Source organism: Pseudarthrobacter sp. PS3-L1, from assembly GCF_030063285.1.
Classification (GTDB): Bacteria; Actinomycetota; Actinomycetes; order Actinomycetales; family Micrococcaceae; genus Arthrobacter.
In genome coordinates, this window is record NZ_JASISU010000004.1 from 154,022 (window position 1) to 171,035 (window position 17,014).

The 17,014-nt window shown below is 60.9% G+C and carries 18 protein-coding genes and 1 tRNA gene; 12 read left to right on the top strand and 7 right to left on the bottom strand.

Annotation, left to right across the window (positions count from 1 at the left end; all coding sequences use genetic code 11):
• The first annotated feature begins 66 nt into the window (after nt 1-66).
• Entirely contained in the window at nt 67-1,572 is a 1,506-nt protein-coding gene (locus QMG79_RS12025) for a DHA2 family efflux MFS transporter permease subunit (protein WP_283538844.1), read from the top strand.
• On the opposite strand, the gene QMG79_RS12030 is transcribed toward QMG79_RS12025, so the two are convergent.
• The 5 genes from QMG79_RS12030 to QMG79_RS12050 all read right to left on the bottom strand — a co-directional run bounded on the left by QMG79_RS12030 (nt 1,559) and on the right by QMG79_RS12050 (nt 5,503).
• Nucleotides 1,559-2,275, bottom strand: a complete 717-nt coding sequence (locus QMG79_RS12030) for a GNAT family N-acetyltransferase (protein WP_283538845.1) — start codon at nt 2,273-2,275, stop codon at nt 1,559-1,561. The genes QMG79_RS12025 and QMG79_RS12030 overlap by 14 nt on opposite strands.
• A gap of 31 nt (nt 2,276-2,306) precedes the next feature.
• On the bottom strand, nt 2,307-3,332 hold the full coding sequence (locus QMG79_RS12035; protein WP_283538846.1) for an ATP-dependent 6-phosphofructokinase: 1,026 nt from the start codon (nt 3,330-3,332) through the stop codon (nt 2,307-2,309).
• Nucleotides 3,333-3,489: 157 nt separating this feature from the next.
• A complete protein-coding gene (locus tag QMG79_RS12040; protein ID WP_283538847.1) occupies nt 3,490-3,744 on the bottom strand; it encodes a PspC domain-containing protein in 255 nt (84 codons plus the stop codon).
• 3 nt (nt 3,745-3,747) lie between these two features.
• Complete coding sequence (locus tag QMG79_RS12045; protein ID WP_283538848.1) at nt 3,748-3,999, bottom strand: hypothetical protein; 252 nt, start codon at nt 3,997-3,999, stop codon at nt 3,748-3,750.
• A 1-nt stretch (nt 4,000) separates the two neighbouring features.
• Nucleotides 4,001-5,503 (bottom strand): PspC domain-containing protein, encoded by a 1,503-nt coding sequence (locus QMG79_RS12050; RefSeq protein ID WP_283538849.1) that lies wholly within the window; start codon nt 5,501-5,503, stop codon nt 4,001-4,003.
• A 126-nt stretch (nt 5,504-5,629) separates the two neighbouring features.
• On the opposite strand from QMG79_RS12050, the gene QMG79_RS12055 reads away from it, so the two are divergent.
• Together QMG79_RS12055 and QMG79_RS12060 are read left to right on the top strand one after the other, a co-directional pair.
• Complete coding sequence (locus QMG79_RS12055) at nt 5,630-7,057, top strand: ATP-binding protein (RefSeq protein WP_283538850.1); 1,428 nt, start codon at nt 5,630-5,632, stop codon at nt 7,055-7,057.
• Complete coding sequence (locus QMG79_RS12060; RefSeq protein ID WP_283538851.1) at nt 7,054-7,731, top strand: LuxR C-terminal-related transcriptional regulator; 678 nt, start codon at nt 7,054-7,056, stop codon at nt 7,729-7,731. The genes QMG79_RS12055 and QMG79_RS12060 overlap by 4 nt, the downstream gene beginning before the upstream one ends.
• Nucleotides 7,732-7,746: 15 nt before the next feature.
• On the opposite strand, the gene QMG79_RS12065 is transcribed toward QMG79_RS12060, so the two are convergent.
• The gene (locus QMG79_RS12065) at nt 7,747-8,976 is read right to left on the bottom strand and encodes a pyridoxal phosphate-dependent aminotransferase (RefSeq protein ID WP_283538852.1); all 1,230 of its coding nucleotides are present in this window, start codon (nt 8,974-8,976) and stop codon (nt 7,747-7,749) included.
• A 302-nt stretch (nt 8,977-9,278) separates the two neighbouring features.
• Between QMG79_RS12065 and QMG79_RS12070 the strand changes: the two genes are divergently transcribed.
• The 8 genes from QMG79_RS12070 (at nt 9,279) to rplL (ending at nt 14,861) form a co-directional block, all read left to right on the top strand.
• Nucleotides 9,279-9,351: transfer RNA gene (locus QMG79_RS12070), tRNA-Trp, on the top strand.
• A gap of 81 nt (nt 9,352-9,432) precedes the next feature.
• Nucleotides 9,433-9,717, top strand: a complete 285-nt coding sequence (secE, locus tag QMG79_RS12075; protein WP_283539246.1) for a preprotein translocase subunit SecE — start codon at nt 9,433-9,435, stop codon at nt 9,715-9,717.
• A gap of 148 nt (nt 9,718-9,865) precedes the next feature.
• On the top strand, nt 9,866-10,741 hold the full coding sequence (gene nusG / locus QMG79_RS12080; protein WP_283538853.1) for a transcription termination/antitermination protein NusG: 876 nt from the start codon (nt 9,866-9,868) through the stop codon (nt 10,739-10,741).
• A 126-nt stretch (nt 10,742-10,867) separates the two neighbouring features.
• Nucleotides 10,868-11,299 (top strand): 50S ribosomal protein L11, encoded by a 432-nt coding sequence (rplK, locus tag QMG79_RS12085; protein ID WP_283538854.1) that lies wholly within the window; start codon nt 10,868-10,870, stop codon nt 11,297-11,299.
• A gap of 168 nt (nt 11,300-11,467) precedes the next feature.
• Complete coding sequence (rplA, locus tag QMG79_RS12090; RefSeq protein WP_283538855.1) at nt 11,468-12,175, top strand: 50S ribosomal protein L1; 708 nt, start codon at nt 11,468-11,470, stop codon at nt 12,173-12,175.
• Between the two features lie 219 nt (nt 12,176-12,394).
• Nucleotides 12,395-13,513, top strand: a complete 1,119-nt coding sequence (locus QMG79_RS12095) for a GNAT family N-acetyltransferase (RefSeq protein WP_283539247.1) — start codon at nt 12,395-12,397, stop codon at nt 13,511-13,513.
• Nucleotides 13,514-13,827: 314 nt separating this feature from the next.
• Nucleotides 13,828-14,412, top strand: coding sequence for a 50S ribosomal protein L10 (rplJ, locus tag QMG79_RS12100; RefSeq protein WP_283538856.1), 585 nt, complete (start codon nt 13,828-13,830; stop codon nt 14,410-14,412).
• A gap of 71 nt (nt 14,413-14,483) precedes the next feature.
• Entirely contained in the window at nt 14,484-14,861 is a 378-nt protein-coding gene (gene rplL / locus QMG79_RS12105; RefSeq protein ID WP_283538857.1) for a 50S ribosomal protein L7/L12, read from the top strand.
• A gap of 139 nt (nt 14,862-15,000) precedes the next feature.
• Here rplL and QMG79_RS12110 read toward each other — a convergent pair whose 3' ends face one another.
• A complete protein-coding gene (locus QMG79_RS12110; RefSeq protein WP_283538858.1) occupies nt 15,001-16,200 on the bottom strand; it encodes an acetyl-CoA C-acetyltransferase in 1,200 nt (399 codons plus the stop codon).
• Between the two features lie 298 nt (nt 16,201-16,498).
• On the opposite strand from QMG79_RS12110, the gene QMG79_RS12115 reads away from it, so the two are divergent.
• Complete coding sequence (locus tag QMG79_RS12115) at nt 16,499-16,999, top strand: hypothetical protein (protein ID WP_283538859.1); 501 nt, start codon at nt 16,499-16,501, stop codon at nt 16,997-16,999.
• The last annotated feature ends 15 nt before the right edge of the window (nt 17,000-17,014 follow it).

A 17,014-nucleotide genomic window follows, 5' to 3' on the forward strand; every position in this document is an offset into this window, starting at 1 on the left:
GGGTTGTTCCCGGGCCCTCGGGCCAGAAGCACGACGACTCTTGAGTCCAGGAAATTAGAGGTAGTAGTGGAAGAGATAGAACGGCCTTGGCCGGCGCTGTGGGCGCTGGTCGTCGGTTTCTTCATGATTTTGGTGGACACCACCATCGTGTCAGTGGCAAATCCGAGCATCATGGAAGGCGTGGGCGCGGATATCAACTCCGTCATTTGGGTAACCAGCGCATACCTGCTGGCCTACGCGGTCCCCCTCCTGATCACCGGGCGCCTGGGGGATAGGTTTGGGCCCAAACGCCTGTACCTCACGGGTCTTGCGGTCTTTACTGTTGCTTCCCTGTGGTGTGGCCTGTCGGGTGACATCCACACCCTGATCACCGCCCGTGTCCTCCAAGGCCTCGGTGCTGCCCTCATGACTCCGCAGACCATGGCCGTCATCACGCGCATCTTCCCACCGAACCGTCGTGGCGCAGCCCTGGGTCTCTGGGGGGCCACCGCGGGCGTCGCCACGCTGGTGGGCCCAGTCCTGGGCGGAGTCCTGGTGGACAGTCTCGGTTGGGAATGGATTTTCTTCATCAACATTCCGGTGGGCATCGTTGGCTTCATCTTTGCGTGGCGCTTTGTGCCGTCCCTGAAACAGCATCAGCATCGCTTCGATATCCCGGGCGTCATCCTGAGCGCAGTGGGCCTTTTCCTGCTGGTTTTCGGAATCCAGGAGGGCGAAACCTACAACTGGGGCACCATCGTTGGCCCCATCTCGGTCTGGAGCCTGATCATTGCAGGGCTTGTAGTCCTTGTCGGATTTGTCCTATGGCAGCGGTTCAACAAGGGCGAGCCACTGTTGCCACTTTCACTCTTCGCCGACCGCAACTTCTCGCTGGCCAACATCGGTATCACCACCGTCGGCTTCACGGTAACCGCGTTTGGCTTGCCGCTGATCTTCTACTATCAGCTGGTCCGTGGCATGTCGCCCACAGAATCTGCGCTGCTTCTCATCCCCACAGCTGTCATTTCAGGCGGGCTCGCCCCGGTTGTCGGAAAGATCATTGACCGCGTGAACCCCAAATACATCACCAGCGGAGCCTTGATCCTCATGTCTGTAGGGCTTTTCTGGAACTCGGCGCTGATGCACCCGGATACGCCCATTCTCCTGTTCCTACTGCCTAGCGCCGTCCTGGGCTTGGCAAATGCCGGTATCTGGGCGCCCCTGAGCTCCACTGCAACACGTAACCTGCCTCCGCAGCAGGCCGGTGCAGGCTCTGGTGTGTACAACACCACGCGGCAGATCGGTGCCGTGCTCGGCAGCGCCGCCATCGCGGTGCTGATCCAGTCGCGGTTGGCTGCCGAACTTCCCTCAGGTGGTCCCGGCGGAAGCGCCATGCAGTTTTCCGGGCAGCTGCCGGACGCCCTGAAAGAGGGGTTTTCCACGGCCATGGGACAGGCCATTATGCTGCCCGCCGCCGTGATTCTGCTCGGTGCTGCAGTGGCGCTGTTCTTCGCCAAGCCGCAGCCCGTCTCCTGGGATCCCACTACAGAGACAGCTGTCAAGGATCAGGAAGCTTCTGCTAGCCAAGCCTGACCCGCGTGTGCACGCCGCCGGGGGTAAAGCCCAGGCGGCGGGCCAGGGCCAGTGAGCCAGCGTTGCTTACTTCCGCCCGCCATTGCAGTGTCAATCCGCTGGCCAGCGCCTCATGCGAGACAATCGCAGCGGCAGTTGCCCCCAGGCCGCGTCGTCGCAGTTCCGGATCCACCAGAACCCCAAGGTGGGCCAGCAGGCCCTCCCATTCCTGGTACGCGCCGCAGGCCAGCGGCACCCTGCCGTTTCCGGCGTCGTGCACAACTGTGAAGTACCGCTCCATGCCTGCCAGGTTGACCTCATTGACGTCATCTGGCGGGCAGAGGCTCTCAAGCTGGACCACATCTGCTGGTGAGCTGGACACGGTGAGGTCCTCGTCGGGCTGCTCAAGGGCAAGGTCATCAGCGAAGAAAAGCGCAGCAGCACCTAGCCCGTGGCCTCCATGGGACCGCGTCAGGGACAGCATCGTGACGTGTTGGGCCAAATCCTCGTCGGAAACTCCGGCCGCTGCATCAACCGCCCACGCAGGTCCGGTGAGTGCAGAGATTCCGAAGAGGCGGACAAACTGCAATTCCTGGGCGGCATTATCGACGTGAACCAGGCGCTCATCCGGCCCTGTGGCGTCCGAGAACGCAGTATCAGGCAGGCCGAGGCGTCTGGCCCACGCTAGATGGATGATGGCGGAGGAGCCGGGGTCCAGTGTCATCAACCCAGCCTACCCATGCGGGAGCGCCGGCTTAGCCGAAGAGGACTGCTGCCTCGTCGTAGCGTTCCTGGGGGACTGTCTTGAGCTTGCCCAATGCAGCCTCGAACCCCACGTGTGCAATGTCCGTGCCATGCAGCGACACCATGGTGCCCCAGCGTTTTTCGACAACGGAGTCCACTGCGGCCATGCCCAACCGGGTTGCCAGGACGCGGTCAAAGGCTGACGGCACCCCACCGCGCTGGATGTGTCCCAGAATGGTGGCACGGGTTTCGATTCCGGTTCTGGCCTCGAGCTCGGGCGCCAGCTGGTCAGCGATTCCGCCGAGCCTCGGGCGGCCGAAGGTATCCAGGCCGCGCTCGGAGTGGGGGGATTCCATGTGGTCCGGAACAAAACCCTCGGCTACAACCACCAGGGGAGCACGTCCACGAGCATGGGCTTCCTGGACCCATTCGGTGATCTGCTCGATACTGATCTTCTGCTCGGGGATCAGGATGGCGTGCGCGCCTGCTGCCATACCGGCATGCAGGGCAATCCAGCCGACATGCCGGCCCATGACTTCTGCAATCATGCAGCGGTGATGGGATTCCCCGGTGGTACGGAGCCTGTCGATCGCCTCGGTGGCAATCTGCACGGCAGTATCAAATCCGAAAGTGTAGTCGGTGGCGTCAAGATCGTTGTCCACGGTCTTGGGCACACCCACGATCTTGAGGCCAGCATCTGTCAGCCGCTTCGCAGCTGCAAGTGTTCCTTCTCCACCGATCGCGATGATCGCGTCAATGCCAAGCCTGTCCATGTGGGCCTTGATGACCTCGGGGCCGCCGCCATTCTCGAATGGATTGGTGCGGGAAGTACCCAGGATGGTGCCGCCCTGCTTGGCAATGCCCCTGACCATGGTGCGGGGGATCTCGATGATGTCTCCCTCGACAACACCGCGCCATCCGTCAAGAAAACCGACAAATTCGTGTCCGTGGATGGCAATGCCCTTGAGGACCGCGCCGCGGATGACCGCGTTCAGGCCGGGGCAGTCGCCGCCGCTGGTAAGAATTCCGATTTTCATGTCTCTGGCTCAATCCTGGTGGGAAGAATAAAGGCAGAGCGCGACGCTGAGCTCACCTAGAGTCTAGTGGCAGGTGTGGGGAAGGACACAAATGCGAAACATGGCGTGCCAGTCCGGAAGCTGGCACGCCATGGGGTTTTTGTCGTCTTGACTGCCGCTACTTGCCTAGGGCCCTGCGGTCAAGGAAGCGCTGCAGGACAATTGAGTTGTTCTGATCCGGGAGGACCACCCATGCCAGCAGGTAGAACACGACGGCCGGCCCCGGAAGCAGGCAGAAGATCAGGAAACCGATCCGGACGTAGGCCACGTCCACGCCCAGTTTGGCGGCAATACCACCAAGGACTCCGGCAAGAAGTTTCTTGGGGCCGCGGGTGAGGCCGAGGCCTCTGACAATGCTAAAGAACTTATCCATGGGTCAAGACTTCCTTGTTGGCGAGTGATTGTCACGTTGTTTCCCGGCGATGAGTCCGCCAGTTACGAGTGCCACCCCGGCGCCGATAATAAGCCCGATCGTGACGTAGGTGCCGTTCAGGCTTAGGGGCTCGAGCGTGCCAATGATGATAATGGCAGCGAGTGCCACAATAAGGAGTCCCCAGACCATTGTGCCAACCCGGACCGGGGCCGTGGCTGGTGTGCTAGGCCCGCTTTTGGGCGCTGTTTGCTTCACGTCAGTTTCCTTCCTGGATGGTGATGTTGCTCAAGGTGCTATCGACCTCGATGATCAGGGGTAGGCCCGGCTTGCCGACGTTGTACCGGCTTTCCCCGTCAGTGGTGCCGCTGAGGTACCCCGGTTCCTGGTCAAGATTTCCGAGCGAGATGGTGGCGTCGATCGTGACCGGCACTGAGTTGGGAATCATGATGGTCACGTTGCTGGCCGTGGCATCGATCGGCACCTTGATGCTGCTGCGCAACGGTTCGCCGAGATCAAGTGCCGTCAGGTCAACTGTTGCCTGGCCAGCGGTGATATCGAGGCCTTCCTGTGCCTGGCTGATGGTTGTGGGGGTGAAAGACACATCGCGAAAACTGGTACTACTTACCTGCGAGGCAGCACTCGCTACGCTGGCCGCACACAATGCCAGGACTGCCAGCAAACTCAGGAGTCCGGCGGCCCGGCCGCGCAGGGCACAGACGATGATTCCGAGGCCAAGGACACCAGCACCGGCCCCCCATGAAACGGCGTTTACGGAACCGTCCAGCGGTACCAGCCCCAGGGCATCAAATCCCTTCAGTCCACCGCCTACCAGGAGCGCAAGCCCGACGACGACGGCGTTCCACGGTGCGCCGGGTCCGGTGGCCCGCGTTTTCTGCTGGCGCGGAGGTGTCGAGGGGGTGCCGGTGGTGCCGGGGACTGGGGAATAGCTGGCGCCATCAGCCTTGACGCCGCCATAGGAGGGACCAGGGAATGAGGGGTGGCCGTGGGTGGGCGCAGCTGAAAAGTTGCTGTATCCCGGTTCGGCCGGGAACTGACCTTTGGCCGGGCGGGCAGGCCCGGAAGTGGAGTCAGGGGGGTAGGAACCACGGAAGCCATCCATGGACTTCCTGGATCCCTGTCTCCGTCGATCAACAATGAGATACACAGTCAGGGCAGCTGCCCCTATCCAGAACAGGATCCACAGGAAACCTCCGAATCCTCCCGATCCCCAGCCCGCGAAACCTCCACCGAACCCAGTCACGCCCAGAATGGACATGATGGTTGCGCCGGTCATGCCCGTACTCCACCGGCCTGCTCCTGCTTCCTGCGCGTGGATCCTGCCATCAGGCTCCGGCAGCAGCGCCCATGCAACGCCGTAGAGGAGGACGCCAAAGCCAGCGAAGATGACGAGGACAAGGAACGCCGCCCGCACGATCAGTGGGTCAACGCCCAGCTTGGCGGCAACCCCGCTGCAGACGCCCCCGAGCCATCGGTTGCTGCCCCGGACCATATTCTGGCGTCGAAGCCAAGCGAAGAAGTCCTCCGCACCCTGCTTTTCCTTGGCGGGCGATGGCAGGCCGGGTGGCGTGTCAGTGGGCAGTTGGGGTGGCGCGTCACCTAGATCGGAGCCCTTCGGCGGTGCCCCTTGCGAGGGTGGGTCCTGGGAGGAGGGTATCGATAGTCCCAGTGGCAGCGTGGGATTTTCTGGGTCAGGTTCTGACGTGCGGTTGTCGTCATCGGCGTGAGTGTGCGGGTCCATACACTCCATCTTTCCCCCAGCTTTCCCCCGCCTCTATGGGGGAACACCCTGAACGTACCCTGAGGTACCCCTGGATGGCTGCCCCGGCTCGGTCGCGGAACGGCGAAGCGTGCTTGGATGGAAGGCATGTCGACCTCCCCCACCCCACCGCTGACCCGCAGTGCAGATCGATGGCTCGCTGGCGTCTGCCAGGGCCTGGCCATGCATCTCGGGTGGCCTGTCAGGCTGGTGAGGGCCGGTATGGTCCTCGCAGTCTTTGCCGGTGGAGCCGGGGCCGTGTTCTACGGCTTCCTGTGGCTGTTTGTTCCCACGGCAGATGAAATGCTTCGCAGTGCTGAACGTCGACCGGTTTCTCCGATTGCACCGGCCGTGAGCCATGGATTCCAGCCACCAGGATCAGGGGCAGCACAGGAGGTTGCGGGAGCGTCTGCAGTAACGCTGGCTGCTGGGAGTGCTCCACAAGGATCACCAGGGGAAAAGGCAAAGGGCCGGGCTTCGGGTCCGGCGGGGGCGGCAGCCGGCAGTGGCGCGTCTCCGGGCGGGAAACGGGGACACACGCTTCCCTACGCCAGGGAAATCCTTACAGGAAGTGGCCTTCTGTTCCTTGGCGGAATATTGGTCGCCAGGCACCTCGGCGTCAACGTTCCACTTGGCACCATCCTGCCTGGGGCCGCGGTGCTGGCTGGGGCAGCGATCGCGTGGATGCAGCTGGACGATGCACGCAGGACCGGGTTGGTCAGCCGATCCGGGGCAAACCGATCAGGCGGTTGGATTCGTCTTCTTGCGGGTCTTGCGATGGTGATCGGCGGTGTGCTGGTGGTGGTCTCCGGGTCTGGGTCGTGGGAGCAGACCTGGCTGGCGCTTCTTGCGTCGATAGCCGTACTGGGCGGAGTGGCGCTTGTTTTGTTGCCCTGGGCCCTTAAATTCTGGCGCGACCTAGAACGTGAACGGACAGGTCGGATCCGGGAGACCGAAAGGGCGGAGATTGCTGCCCATCTGCACGATTCTGTGCTCCAGACCCTGGCCCTGATCCAGCGGCGCGCAGGCAGCGAGGTGGATGTGGTCCGGCTTGCCCGCGCCCAGGAGCGTGAGCTTCGGGCCTGGCTCTACCAGCACCCAGGCGAGGGCGCAGGGTTGATGGCGGAGCGGCTGAGAACTGCCGCAGCAGAGGTGGAGGATGCCACTGGTCAGGTTGTCGACGTCGTGTGCGTGGGTGACGCTCCCGTAAGTGAGCAACACGAAGCCCTGGTCCAGGCGTGTAGGGAGGCTATGCTCAATGCCGCCCGCCATGGTGGCGGTGCGGTCTCCGTCTATCTGGAAATCTCAGCGGCCGCCACGGAAGTTTTTGTCAGGGACAGGGGGCGGGGATTCAGCCTGGCCACTGTTCCGGCGGATCGGCTGGGGATCCGTGAGTCAATCATTGGCCGAATGCGGAGACACGGCGGATCAGCTGAGATACTCTCGTCGGCGGAGGGTACAGACGTGCGGCTGCGCCTACCGTCATTCGAGTCCACCACAACGACGAAAGCCCAGCGCGCGGAGGAGACAAGATGAGCGGCACCGCCCCGGAGCCAGCAGAAATACCGGGCATCCGCCTGGTGATTGTTGATGACCACGCGATTTTTCGGTCCGGCCTCAAGGCGGACCTTGACCCGAGCCTGCTCGTGGTGGGGGAAGCCGGTTCAGTCGATGATGCCGTGCGCGTCATCGCCGAAGTCCGCCCCGACGTCGTCCTCCTTGATGTCCATCTGCCTGGTGGCCGGGGCGGCGGTGGACACGAGGTCATCACCAGTTCAGCGGCACTGCACGGCACCACGCGATTCCTGGCCCTGAGCGTCTCCGATGCTGCCGAGGACGTCGTCTCCGTGATCCGGGCAGGAGCAAGGGGGTACATCACCAAGTCCGCGTCAGGGAAAGACATCACAGATGCCATCAACCGCGTGGCAGGCGGCGACGCAGTGTTTTCGCCCCGGCTTGCCGGTTTCGTGCTGGATGCCTTCGGTACGTCCCCGGCAGAGATCGCTGATGACGAGCTGGACAGGCTGTCAGCACGCGAACTCGAAGTCATGCGTCTGATCGCCCGAGGCTACAGCTACAAAGAGGTGGCAAAGGAGCTTTTCATCGGCATCAAAACCGTTGAAACCCACGTATCAGCTGTATTGCGCAAGCTCCAGCTATCGAGCCGTCACGAACTGACCCACTGGGCTGCGCAGCGCAGGCTACTCTGAGGCGAACCGCACCATCTACTGGAGTGTGGTGGCGCTGCCAAGGAAATCCTGGAGCCTCGTGACTCCGGTTGCCAGGTCGTCGTCACCCAGTGCGTAGGAGAGCCTCAGGTAGCCGGAGGGCCCGAAGGCCTCGCCGGGAACCACAGCTACCTCGACCTGGTCGAGGATCAGTGCAGCCAGATCCGCAGACGTCTCAGGGACAGACGAGCCACCACTCGAGGTCGGGAACGTCCTGCCGAGGAGACCCCGGACATCCGCATAGACGTAGAACGCTCCCTTGGGCGTGGGACATTCCACGCCGTCAATCGCATTAAGGCCTGCCACAATAGCCTTGCGCCGGCGATCGAAGGCAACTTTCATTTCATCGACGGCGGTGAGGGGGCCCGAGACAGCTGCCAGGGCCGCTACCTGCATGATGTTGGAAACATTCGATGTCGCATGGGACTGCAGATTGGTGGCAGCCTTGATCACATCAACAGGACCAATCATCCATCCCACACGCCACCCCGTCATGGCGTAGGTCTTGGCTACGCCATTGAGAATGACCACTTTGTCAGCAAGTTCTGGCACGACCGTAGCGATTGAGGTAAACGGAACCCCGTCATATGTCAGGTGTTCGTAAATCTCGTCGGTGACGACCCAGAGGCCCTTGGCTGCGGCCCACACGCCAATGTCCCGTACCTGCTCTGGTGAGTAGACGGCCCCGGTGGGGTTGGACGGAGAAACGAAAAGCAGAATCTTGGTCTTCTCTGTTACGGCGGCCTCAAGCTGCTCGACGCTCACAAGGTACCCCTGCTCAGGTCCCGCAAATACGTCCACAGGCACACCGCCCGCGAGGCGGATTGCCTCCGGGTATGTAGTCCAGAAGGGCGTGGGGATAAGTACTTCGTCCCCGGGATCAAGAAGCGTGGCGAAGGTGTTGTAGACAGCCTGCTTGCCGCCGTTGGTCACTAGGACCTGGCTGGCATCCGCGGCGTAGCCTGAATCGCGGAGCGTCTTCTCCACGATGGCCTTCTTCAGCTCGGGAAGCCCGCCCGCGGGGGAGTACCTGTGGTATTTCGGCTGGCGGGCGGCCTCAATGGCTGCCTGCACAATGTAGTCAGGGGTAGGAAAGTCTGGCTCACCGGCACCGAAACCGATGACCGGCCTGCCAGCCGCCTTCAGCGCCTTGGCCTTGGCGTCTACGGCCAGGGTTGCGGATTCGGCAATGGCGGAGATGCGTTTGGATACGCGTGCGGAAGACATGGCGGGTCCGTTCATTCGCTGGCAGCCTGACGGCTGAATGGTGGAATACGACGCCTTCTACTCTATGCTGATCTACGGATCTTTCGGGGTGCGGACAGCCTAATGTGACTGGTCGCAACCGGCCATGACAGCTGTCAATATTTTGTGCTAGGTGGCCTGGCCTGTGGGGTCCAAAACGGAACTGGTTCGACGTACGGCAAGTTGTTGCGTAGAGTGGTTCTCCGGTGTTGAAAACACAGATGATTCCGTGCGCCTAGATGAAAATCGCTGGTGTGGACAAATGGTCTGTATTTCTGATCCATAGGGTAGTGGCGCAATTGGTAGCGCAGCGGTCTCCAAAACCGCAGGTTGCAGGTTCGAGTCCTGTCTGCCCTGCGCAAGCTGTTCCGATCAGTGAATCGAAACAAGCGCAGCAACATGGTCCTGTTCCGGACCGGGTTTTCCGACATTGAACAGATGAGTGAGGCGCAGGTGAGCGAAACAACTGCAGGCAGCTCCAAAGGCCGCCCGGCCAAAAAAGCTGCTAAAGCAGGACTATTCGCCCGAATTGCGCTCTTCGTCCGCCAGATCATTGGCGAACTCAAGAAAGTCGTGACCCCCACCCGCAAGGAACTGGTCAGATACACACTGGTAGTGCTGGTGTTCGTGGCCATCATGATGGTCATCGTCAGCATTCTGGATATTGGCTTCGGTACTGCGGTCAGTTGGGTATTCGGCGGCGTGGGTCCCTCAGACCGTTGAGGACCCCAGGTCGCTGGGACGCCCGGGACCGCCACGGCGATGATCGCCGCAGGCTGCGCAGCTACCGAGGATTGGTTCAAGCCCGTGCACTGCACGGGATTGCGCTATTTAACTAGGCATGTAAGGCAATGAGGAAGCAGGAGACCAAGTGTCTGAGCAGGAGCTCGAGGTAACCGAGACTGAGCTGGAAACGTCCACGGACGCAACGGCAACCACGGTTGAGGCCGGGGATGAGTCCGCGGCACACTCCGCTGCACCCGAAAACACCCAGGTTGATGCAGCTGACGGTGACTCAACAGACGTTGATTCAGCTGACTCTGTTGATGGCGGCAGTTCTGAGGAACTGGACAGCCCCGAAGAAACAGACGACGCCGGCTCGGACGAGGACACTGACGCCCTCGCGGCTGCTGCCGCTGCAGCGGCAGTTGATCCGGCCGATGAGTTCAAGGCAAAGCTTCGCCGCCAGGAGGGTGACTGGTACGTCATTCACTCCTACGCAGGCTATGAGAACCGCGTGAAGGCAAACCTCGAGACCCGCATCCAGACCTTGGACATGGAAGATTACATCTTCGAAATCCAGGTTCCGATGGAAGAAGTTGTCGAGATCAAGAACGCCCAGCGTAAGATCATCAACCGAGTCCGCATCCCCGGCTACGTTCTGGTTCGCATGGACCTGACAGATGCATCATGGGGCGCCGTGCGGCACACCCCCGGTGTAACCGGGTTCGTGGGTAACGCACATAACCCCGTACCGTTGCGCCTGGATGAGGTCTTTTCCATGCTGGCGCCGGTGTTCGAAGAAGAGCAGGCAGAAAAGGGCAAACCGGTCAAGCATGCGGCCGCCGCTATCGACGTCGACTTCGAAGTCGGCGAATCTGTCATCGTCAAGGAGGGGCCCTTCGAGACCCTCAATGCGACCATCTCCGAGATCAAGGTCGAATCCCAGACCCTGGTGGTTCTTGTCTCGATTTTCGAGCGCGAGACTCCTGTGACCCTTGCCTTCAACCAGGTCACGAAGATCTAGTCACCCAAGAATTCGTCCGGTCCCACCCGCTTAGTGGAGCCGGACGGTCGGTCGCCTCGCCATGGCGGCCACAAACCTGAGGCACGCTCCTGTGCCCCAGGAAGAAATTGAGAGAAGGACCCTACATTGGCTCCCAAGAAGAAGGTCACCGGCCTCATCAAGCTGCAGATCAAGGCAGGCGCCGCCAACCCGGCACCGCCGATCGGTCCTGCACTCGGTCAGCACGGCGTCAACATCATGGAATTCTGCAAGGCGTACAACGCTGCGACAGAAGCCCAGCGCGGTAATGTCATCCCCGTAGAAATCACTGTCTATGAGGATCGTTCCTTTACATTCATCACCAAGACCCCGCCGGCTGCGGAACTCATCAAGAAGGCAGCAGGAGTTGCCAAGGGTTCAGCGACCCCGCACACCGTCAAGGTTGCCAAGCTGACCCAGGCACAGGTCGAAGAGATCGCCAGCACCAAAATGGAAGACCTCAACGCCACCAGCCTTGCCGGAGCGTCGAAGATCATTGCTGGCACCGCCCGCTCCATGGGTATCACTGTCGAAGGCTGACACCCGCACCGTTCTGAGGCTGCGGGCACTGCCCAGCAGTACGGAACACCGCCGGGAAACCGGCACCACTGAAACACTAGGAATGACGTCCCTCCCGCAGGGAGAGTCGTCTGTGGCAGGGCCCAGCGCGGTCCGCAGACCACAACTGCACAAGGAGAAGTAAGCAGCATGGCAAAGCGCAGCAAAGCATATGAGGCAGCAGCCGCCAAGATCGACGCCGAGAAGTTCTACGCGCCGTTCGAGGCAGTAACCCTGGCCAAGGACACCAACCCGTCCAAGTTTGATGCAACCGTCGAGGTGGCTTTCCGCTTGGGTGTCGACCCCCGCAAGGCAGATCAGATGGTGCGCGGCACTGTTAACCTGCCCCACGGAACCGGCAAGGTTGCACGGGTCCTGGTGTTCGCAACTGGCGACAAGGCAGAGGCAGCAATTGCTGCTGGCGCCGACTTCGTTGGCTCCGATGACCTGATCGAAAAGATCCAGGGCGGATGGACCGACTTTGACGCCGCCGTTGCTACGCCTGACCTGATGGGTAAGGTTGGCCGTCTTGGTAAGGTCCTGGGGCCGCGTAACCTCATGCCGAACCCGAAGACCGGAACCGTCACTGCAGATGTCGCTAAGGCTGTCAACGACATCAAGGGCGGCAAGATCGACTTCCGCGTCGACAAGCACTCGAACCTTCACTTCATCATCGGCAAGGTTTCCTTCGACAAGATCAAGCTTGCCGAGAACTATGCAGCAGCACTTGAAGAGGTGCTTCGTCTGAAGCCCTCCGCCTCCAAGGGCCGCTACATCCAGAAGGCAACCGTGGCTACCACGTTTGGCCCCGGCATTTCGGTTGACCCCAACGTCACCAAGGTGCTCACCGACGCATAACGAAACGCCTGGTCATCCGGCTAGGTTTATGAAAAAAGCCGCCCAGCTCGCCTGGGCGGCTTTTTTGTGGCCCTCGGCTGGTGAAGTGCTTGAGAACACACGCGGAAACGACGTGGAACTCCACAAGATTCCGACATATGCTGACGTTCACCACCACCGACGGGGGTAATGCGGAGTCAGGCCATACGATGCCTGGCAGAGACAGGTGGAGTGAGCGGCATGGAAGATGATCCGCGGATCGAACAGCTCTGGATCCCAGACCAGCTAGATGCCTCCGATGCGGTGGATTTCCTCGCCGCAGTCGAGGTGGGTCGGAAAGTTCGGATGCAGACCTGGGGTACGGATGACCTGGCATATTCCGCTCAGGAGAAGCTCCTTGAGGTGAATTCCCCATACGAACGCCAGGTGATCCTCGTGGCCAGGCTTGGCGGAGAGATTGTCGGGGCCGCTGATATTGCCTTCCCACTGACGGACAGCCTTGATCTGGCGGAGGTGACCCTGGATATCCTTCCGGAGATCCGCGGACTTGGTATCGGGCGTCAGTTGCTTGAGGCAGCAGAGCATTACGCCAGGGGAGAGGGACGCAGCGTTATCAGGGTAGAGACGAACCATCCCGGAGCCACGCTCGATGCGTTTGATGGCGAACAGCTGGAACCAGGTGCAGGCCATGGATTCGTGCCCCTGGATAATCGCGAGGTGGATTTCGCCCAGCGTGCGGGCTACGAGCTGCAGAGAATTGAGCAGTTCAGTGCCTGTGCACTGCCACTGGATACACAGCTCGTTGCTGACCTGCTTGAGGAAGCTGGCGCTGCAAGTGGAACTCGCTACCGCCTCCATCACTGGACGGATAGATGTCCACAAGAATGGCTGGAGCCCGTGGCCGTGCTGGAGAACCTGGCTGGGGTTGATATGGAGGCTGATTTGAGCCCACCCGTTGACGTTGAATTCACCGTTGACGGTGGTGTACTTCGTGATGCTGAGTCGGCCGCCATTAACCAGGGCCGGCGCACTGTCGTAACTGCCGTTGAACACCTTGGATCAGGAGCACTTGTTGGGCTGACCACCATCAGCGTCCTGGCCCACAGGCCCGACGTGGTCTTCCAGGACGACACGCTGATTCTTGAGCAGCACCGCGGAAACAAGTTGGGGCTGCTGATCAAGGTCACCAATATGGTCCGGCTGACCGAACAGGTGCCAGATGCGCGGGTGATCTATACCTGGAATGCTCCAGAGAACAGGTATCTCCTGACGGTCAACCAGCAAGTTGGTTTCAGTACCGCAGGAGTCACAGGAGTGTGGCAAAAAGAGTTGCCACGGCTGGAATCACGGCAGAGCTAGCACCGTCACTGGCAGCTGGGCCGCCGCAATTTGGACTTGGGCGAAGGGTACCCGTAGACTAGGGGAACCAAAGACCGTCGGTTGTTGGGAATCCACTCTTAGCTCATGTCTGCATCCTGCAGTCGCGTGCTGGGACCACAGTGAATTCCCGGACGAAGGCCCCTAACTATAGGGCGGCCGGCGCAGGTGAACGAAGCAAGCCTCCACGGCCAGTCCGTGTTGAGACAGGCCCCGTGCATCTGCGCGGGGCGTTTTTAGTTTTAAGCTCGGAAGAGCGGGCCCTCGAACACCGGCACTATCCCGGAAGGAGGGTTATGGCAACGCCTACAAAGGTTTCAGCAGTAGCTGAGATCGCTAACGATTTCAAGGAATCGAACGCCGCTGTCCTGACCGAATACCGCGGGCTCACTGTTGCACAGCTCAAAGAGCTGCGTGTTTCTCTCGGCCAGGACACCAAGTTCACGGTCGTCAAGAATACCCTGACAGCCATTGCAGCCAAGGAAGCCGGTGTCGAAGCATTCGACGGACAGCTTGCTGGACCCACTGCGATTGCCTTCATCAAGGGTGACGCTGTTGCAGCGGCCAAGAGCCTGACGGATTTTGCCAAAACCAACAAGCAGCTGGTCATCAAGACCGGTTACTTCGAAGGCAAGGCATTGAACGCTGTACAGGTTGCAAACCTGGCAGCACTCGAGTCCCGTGAGCTGCAGCTTGCCAAGGTTGCAGGGATCCTCAAGGCTCCCGCCGCCGCGGCTGTCCGCATCATCGATGCGCTGCGCCTCAAGCTTGAAGAAGAGAACGGTACTCCGGCCCCCGCCGAAGCACCCGCCGCTGAAGAAGCTCCCGCAGATGCCCCAGCAGCAGCAGAAGCGCCTGCAGCTGCCACCGAAGAGAACTGACTCTTCACCCACCAGACTCCGGTGCGGACGGCCCTCGGCCTAAGCGCACCACAATAGGAAGGACGCCACCCATGGCGAAGCTGTCCAACGAAGAGCTCATTGCAGCCTTCAAGGAACTGACCATCATCGAACTTTCCGAGTTCGTTACCCTCTTCGAAGAGACCTTCGAAGTTACTGCAGCAGCTGTTGCAGTTGCAGGCCCCGCCGGTGGCGGAGCTGCTGAGGAAGCCGAAGAGCAGACTGAATTCGATGTCATCCTCGAATCTGCTGGCGAAAAGAAGATTGCAGTCATCAAGGAAGTACGTGCCATCACTTCCCTGGGTCTGAAGGAAGCCAAGGATGTTGTCGACAGCGCACCCAAGGCCGTCCTCGAAGGCGCAACCAAGGAAGCTGCCGAGAAGGCCAAGGATCAGCTCGAAGCTGCAGGCGCAACGGTTACCGTCAAGTAGTCAGTTCCGCTTCACAAAAACCCGCCCACGTCTGTGGGCGGGTTTTTTGTTTCTCTGTGCTGCCCCTTTGCCCCTATGTCCGTGTCGCAGTGGTTGCACTTCGAGACGCGATCGGTTTGCCGTGGGGCAGCAAAGCAGATCAGTCCCGGTACAGCAGCAGTGCCTCGCCCTGCCCGCCGCCGCCACAGAGCGCAACTGCTGCCCTGCCACGACCGCGGCGGTTGAGCTCGTGGGCTGCATGGAGGGCCAACCTAGCTCCTGAAGCGCCGATCGGGTGGCCAAGGGCAATCGCGCCACCGTGAATGTTGCACTTGTCGAGAGGGTAATCCAGATCTCGTAGCGACTGGACCGCGACAGACCCGAACGCCTCATTGATCTCTATGAAGTCCAGGTCGGCTACGGTCCAACCTTCTTTCTCCAGCGCCCTGGTGATGGCGTTGGAAGGCTGGGAATGCAGTGAATTATTCGGACCTGCCACCTGGCCAGGAGCCCCAAGTACCGCCAGGAACGTCAGGTTGTTCTCTTCGGCGTACCGGCGTGACGCAAGGACCATCGCGGAAGCACCGTCAGACAGCGGAGACGAGTTTCCGGCAGTAATGGTGCCGTCGCTGACAAAAGCCCCGCGCAGCTTCGCAAGAACATCGACAGTGGACTCGGGTCGAAGCCCTTCGTCCGTGCCAACAACGATGTCTGCGCCCTTGCGTTGTGGGACCCCTATTGGCGCAATTTCAGCGTCAAATGTCCCAGCATCCCTCGCGGCCGCCGCACGGTGGTGGGATGCTGCGGCAACTATGTCTTGGGCGGTCCTGTCGATTCCCAGGGTCAAGTTTCCTGATTCGGTGGACAGGCCCATCGACTGCCCGTCGAACGCATCTGTAAGACCGTCATGGGCTGCTACGTCCAGTACCTCAACAGAGCCGTAGGACCACCCCTGCCGTGAACCTGGAAGTAGATGGGGTGCCTGGCTCATGGATTCCTGTCCGCCAGCGACGACCACGTCCGCGTCGCCGCTTCGGATCAGCCGGGCGGCGTCAATGACGGCGCTGAGTCCGGAAAGGCAGACCTTGTTGATGGTCATTGCGGGGACGTTCCAGCCGATTCCTGCTGCGATGGAACTTTGCCTGGCTGGGTTCTGGCCCGCCCCAGCCTGAAGAACCTGGCCCATAATCACTGCGTCCACGGCTCCGGCGGATATTCCAGCGGATTTGAGTGCAGCCCTGATGGCGTGGGCACCCAGGTCAACTGCCGTAAATTTGGCAAGCTGGCCGTTGAGTCGGCCCTGGGGGGTTCGGTTACCGGCAAGGATGACAACGTCGTTGGTGTCTGAGATGTGACTCATGAGGATATTTCCGTTCTGGATCTGTTGGTTCCCAAGGCTATCGTGGGCAGGGCCGCGGCTCCAGCACCAGGCTGCCAGCCATCCGGAGGACACCATGTCGAGAATCGTGGCCTGAAAAATTTGTTCTCCAGAAGCCTGGGGGGAGCGACGTCCCCATCCTCTGCTCCGGTCGCCTCGATTGCAGCGGCCCGGTCAACCGGACGATCAGGGGAGAACTACCCATCGCTGATGCATGCGAAGTTGCGGGGCACTGCGTAGGGTTGTTTGTTGAATCAATGAGCCTTGGAGAGGACCCTGCATGAACAAGATGCTCAGCGCATTGGCTTTGGCGGCACTCGCGGGTCTCACGGCGTGTTCCGTCTCAACCGAGGCACCCAGTTCATCCCAGGCGCCCAGCGGATCCCGTGCGGTCCCCACCGGGTCTTCAGCCACGGCTTCCGCTTCTATCACCGATGGATCTGGAACAAGTGTCTCCGGGTCGTCTTCCACAGGTTCCGCTAATGCGCTGGCCAAAGACTCCTGCGAGTCGTTCAACACTCTGATGGACCGATACCGTGCCGCTGCTGGAACAGATCCAGAAGTATTTGACCAGATATATCTGGCGACTGTTGAGGCGGGAGACGGTGTGTCGGGAGATCTTAGCGGACTCTTCACGTCCCTTGGGCTGCTTGCGCTTGATCATGCAGGCGTCGCCGCTGGTGGCGGAGACCCGTCCCAGGAATCGCAGGACAGTGTTAGGGACGCGGTCTTTGCCAATGCATCGACGTGTACTGCCGTGGGGGTGACGTTGCGCCTCTGAGGGCTGGCCTTGAGG